This window comes from uncultured Pontibacter sp. (assembly GCF_947502515.1).
Classification (GTDB): Bacteria; Bacteroidota; Bacteroidia; order Cytophagales; family Hymenobacteraceae; genus Pontibacter.
This window is the reverse complement of the sequence record NZ_CANNAI010000015.1, coordinates 1-3,780: the sequence shown is the minus strand read 5'-3', so window position 1 is coordinate 3,780 and position 3,780 is coordinate 1. Positions and strand designations below refer to the sequence as shown.

Sequence of the window (3,780 nt, the reverse complement as noted above, 5' to 3'; positions counted from 1 at the left end):
TATGCGAGACCCGCTTGTACAGTGGTGTGAGAGGCGCACCCCGTCAGCTAACGCTGACGGGGCCGTCTACTCGATTAGCTACTGTAATTCTTATTTTTTACCCACTCCAGTATTTCAGGGTATAGCTCTGGCACCTTCTTTTTGCCATCATACTTCTGGAACAACTCCAACAGGTGCCTGTTGAAAGACTTGAAGTTTATAAACCCCCTGTTGTTTTCCATAAAGTTTATTGGCTGAAGCATTACTTTTTCATAGTCGCTCTCACCAAACCTGTCATATACATACAAGCCGAATACAGCCCATGTCATGTACTCATTGAATGTCTCGTAGGGACTATTGTAGCTTCCTTTTGTGTTCCACTTTCCTAAATCTGCCATTGCCTCATTTATAGCATCCAAATAGTTGTCGGAGATTGGGTTAACATAGTTGTGGTCAATTTCTGTGAATGCCCTTCTTAATGCCAAAGCGTCTCTAATCCCTTGACTCACCGAATCTTTGCTTACAAGAGAAGGGGCAGACATGAATATAATATTTTCTTTGAAGCCGTTATTTTCAAACAGGCGTATACTGTGGGAGGCTCCTGCCAAAGGGCTCATGATGATTCTATAGGAGTCCACCTTATTGGGGAATTGACTTTGCAGCCAGTCCCAAGCTTCTTTCACCTGGGCGCTTTCGTGCTCAAGCGACTCCAACTTTTCATAAAAGAGTTCTTCGTCTTGGTAGAAGGAAAGAAAATTGCTAGCAATGGCAAAGTCCTGGATTAACGGCAATAGCTTTTTGAATTGGTCTCTTGCCCTAAAACCAGCGTATGTGCTGGACTCGACAATCTTTTGCCCGTCAAACACATAAGCGGCACTATTTTCTCTGATGTTGAGATAAGAGCCTGCGGATAGTTTAGCTTTCAAATTCTTAATGGCGGGGTGGTTTCTGTAGGGTGTAAAGTATTCCAAAACACGTTTGTAATATTCCGTATCCTTGTTTACCCAGTTGGGCTGTGCATTATCTGTGAGTGCCACCATAACGTTGGCAAGTTCATACACTTGTGGTATCACCACGTTTACTTTACCCTTGTTTCTTGCCTTATAGCCATGGTCATAAGTGCCAGGATTGAACTGCTTGCAAATGTCCAGCACTACAGTATCACCTTCGCTAGTCCAGAAAATGAACTCTTGCTCTACCCCGTTATTAGTGATGAGAATGGTATCACTGTTTGAGTAAAATTTAGAATCTTTCCAGCCGCCCCAGTAAGTAAAATCAAAATGGAGCGTGTCCTCTTTGATATTTTTCTTATCCAGCGTCCGTACTAAAGCTCCCTGATAATTAACCCCTAAAGTTTCGGTTTCTAAATAACTTTGAATGGGTTCTTGGTTGTATATTCTAGAGCTGCATGAAGTTGAAAATACAGCAAGTATGATTATAAGCTTTTTCAAATTTTTAACTTTTATTGTAGCTAACGGTGCTGGTACAGGCTGTGAACGAGGCGCAGCCGAGTTTGGAGCATGTGCCGTGTTGGTGGAAGTTTTTCTAATTTCCTTTACTGTATCTATCGTGGATTTCCTTATTCTTATAATAGAGGAATTCTGCTTCTTTCCCTTTTATTTTTTCTACAAAGTTCCTTTCAAAGTATGCTTCAAAATCTATTTGACTAAGGCTTTGAAACCTATTGATGTCATACTGGTCGACGCCGCTGAACAAGCCACCTGTAATGTCTCCACTAATAACACTGTCAAGTTTTATAGAAGTGCGCCTAACATCTATACTTTTTATTACTGCTAAGGCAGTCACCTGCGCTCGAAGGCCTGGAATATCGAAAATAAGGTAAAAGAGGGAATCATCAAGATTCTTTTTCAACGAGTCGCTATAAGGATGTCCCGCTGTCAAAGTGGTGAATAACTCTTCCTTGCTCATGTCTAACACGAAGTACTTGTTTGTTGCAACCTTGCTATTGACTTGCTCCATTGGAAGAGTTGTTGCACAGAATGCAAACAAAGAAACAACAGAACAAATTACTGTTAACAAAGGGCTGTACCTTCGTTCTATTTCAAGCTTATTCTTAAAGTAATAATAAGAAAAGGGTAGAATTGATAGAGCCAAAAGGTCTGTGTAATCAACTGTTCTGTTTATTGGCGCTCCCACAGCATTACACCATTCGATGAGAGGTTGTGATAAAGGAGACTTCCAATAAATAAAAAGCACAGCCGTCAGTAGGTAAAAGTGCCTGCTGTATTTAACTATTAGGGTGGAAAAGAAAAATGGGAATATGAAGAGCCCAGCAAAATCTGATAGCTTGCCTGTGAGCGAATTTGAAAATTCGTACTTTAAATACAGGTCATTTACCAAAAGCAGGACCAGCCCCAAAATAAACAGAGGTTGAGTTATTAATTCAGGTCTAAAACTTTGGTTCTTCATAAATTAAATTCCCACCAACGGTCTCGTACAGTCAACGGGTGAGGCGTTAGCCGAACATGATACCTGTGCCTTGTTACCCGAAGTTATTCTTCCTTTTTTAGTACTCCTCAATTATTACTCTATCTCCACCTTCATTCAGGTGCTTATTCAATCTGTATTCAGAAAGCAAGTGAAAAGAAACCACATTTAAAACTATGCCACATACCAATCCTAAAAGAGCAAAGTAATTCTTACTCCTTCTCTTTCTTATCATTGATACAAGTACAATAATCAGGTGAATCAGAGAGAAAGTAGCAAAGCAGAATATAGTAGCTATATCACCCCCTGATTTATTCCAGAAGATTAGGATGAAGAACCAAAAGTAAACTAAGCTAATAATCAGGTGGATGAATACTTTTGATTTCATACTTTTAATTAAGGGTAACGTGCTTGTACATGAAGAGCTGCAGCGAGAGCGAAGGTTCTGTATGTACTTTGTTAACTGATGTTATTTTTTTACACACAGTGCCGCGACACCTGTAAACTTAGATTCTTTGGAATTAAGTAGCATATTGCTGGCACGGCTATTCAACACTCTTCTCTTCCCAGCCTGGGTACTGTCTCGCCAGCAACAAAGAGTCCTTTTTGGTAAGGCAATCAAGAGAGCCCTTTCGCTTTAGGATTTCACCAGCAGCGCTGAACTGAACCGAGCTAAAGACCTCCGTGTCACAGGCACAAAGGACATGCTTTACTTTCCCTGTCTCAAAGTAAATGTACGTCCTCCCATTCTCATGTATTGCTGAAGTATCCCCGCTTGGATAGAAGGATACATTAAACACTACTTTCCCATTGTTATACTCTGTTCTGTTTATTACCTGCTCATTCTCATCATACTCTATTGTCCGGCCATGCAGGTAGTCGTCTTTAAAATTTCTAACAAATTTCAGACTGCCATTTTCATAGTAGTCAAACCCTTCACCTTCTAGTTTTCCATCAACGTAAGGTATCAATTCTCTTAATTTACCACTAGAATAGTAATACTTAGCCGGCCCATTTAGCCTATCATTTTTGACATGTATCTCGGCTTCGATACTCCCATCATCATAATAGTACTTTACAACTCTCTGCTTATTGCTGTCACACTTAATGTGAAATAACATCACTGCTGCCAGCAGGCAGTAGCAAAATAACTTTTCCCTAAACATGTTTACAATGTTGTCCTCTTGTGTTACCCCACTTTAGCCAATAATACAGCTCTATCCCAGTGGATGTTAAGTATGTTAATTAAAGCTTTCTTATACTTCTTATAAAAGTTAACGTGCTGGTACATGAGGTGAGCAAGGCGTAGCCGCAGCTTTACACATGTGCTTTGTTGGCGGACGTGATTCTTAG

Annotated in this window: 3 protein-coding genes; all 3 read right to left on the bottom strand. The window is 40.3% G+C overall.

The genetic code is table 11. The features are described 5' to 3' along the window. Positions 1-74 precede the first annotated feature (74 nt). Positions 75-1,430, bottom strand: a complete 1,356-nt coding sequence (locus tag Q1A54_RS20265) for a DUF4932 domain-containing protein (RefSeq protein WP_299991853.1) — start codon at positions 1,428-1,430, stop codon at positions 75-77. A gap of 94 nt (positions 1,431-1,524) precedes the next feature. Further along, complete coding sequence (locus Q1A54_RS20260) at positions 1,525-2,409, bottom strand: hypothetical protein (protein WP_299991851.1); 885 nt, start codon at positions 2,407-2,409, stop codon at positions 1,525-1,527. 563 nt (positions 2,410-2,972) lie between these two features. Continuing rightward, entirely contained in the window at positions 2,973-3,593 is a 621-nt protein-coding gene (locus Q1A54_RS20255; protein WP_299991848.1) for a toxin-antitoxin system YwqK family antitoxin, read from the bottom strand. Positions 3,594-3,780 lie beyond the last annotated feature (187 nt).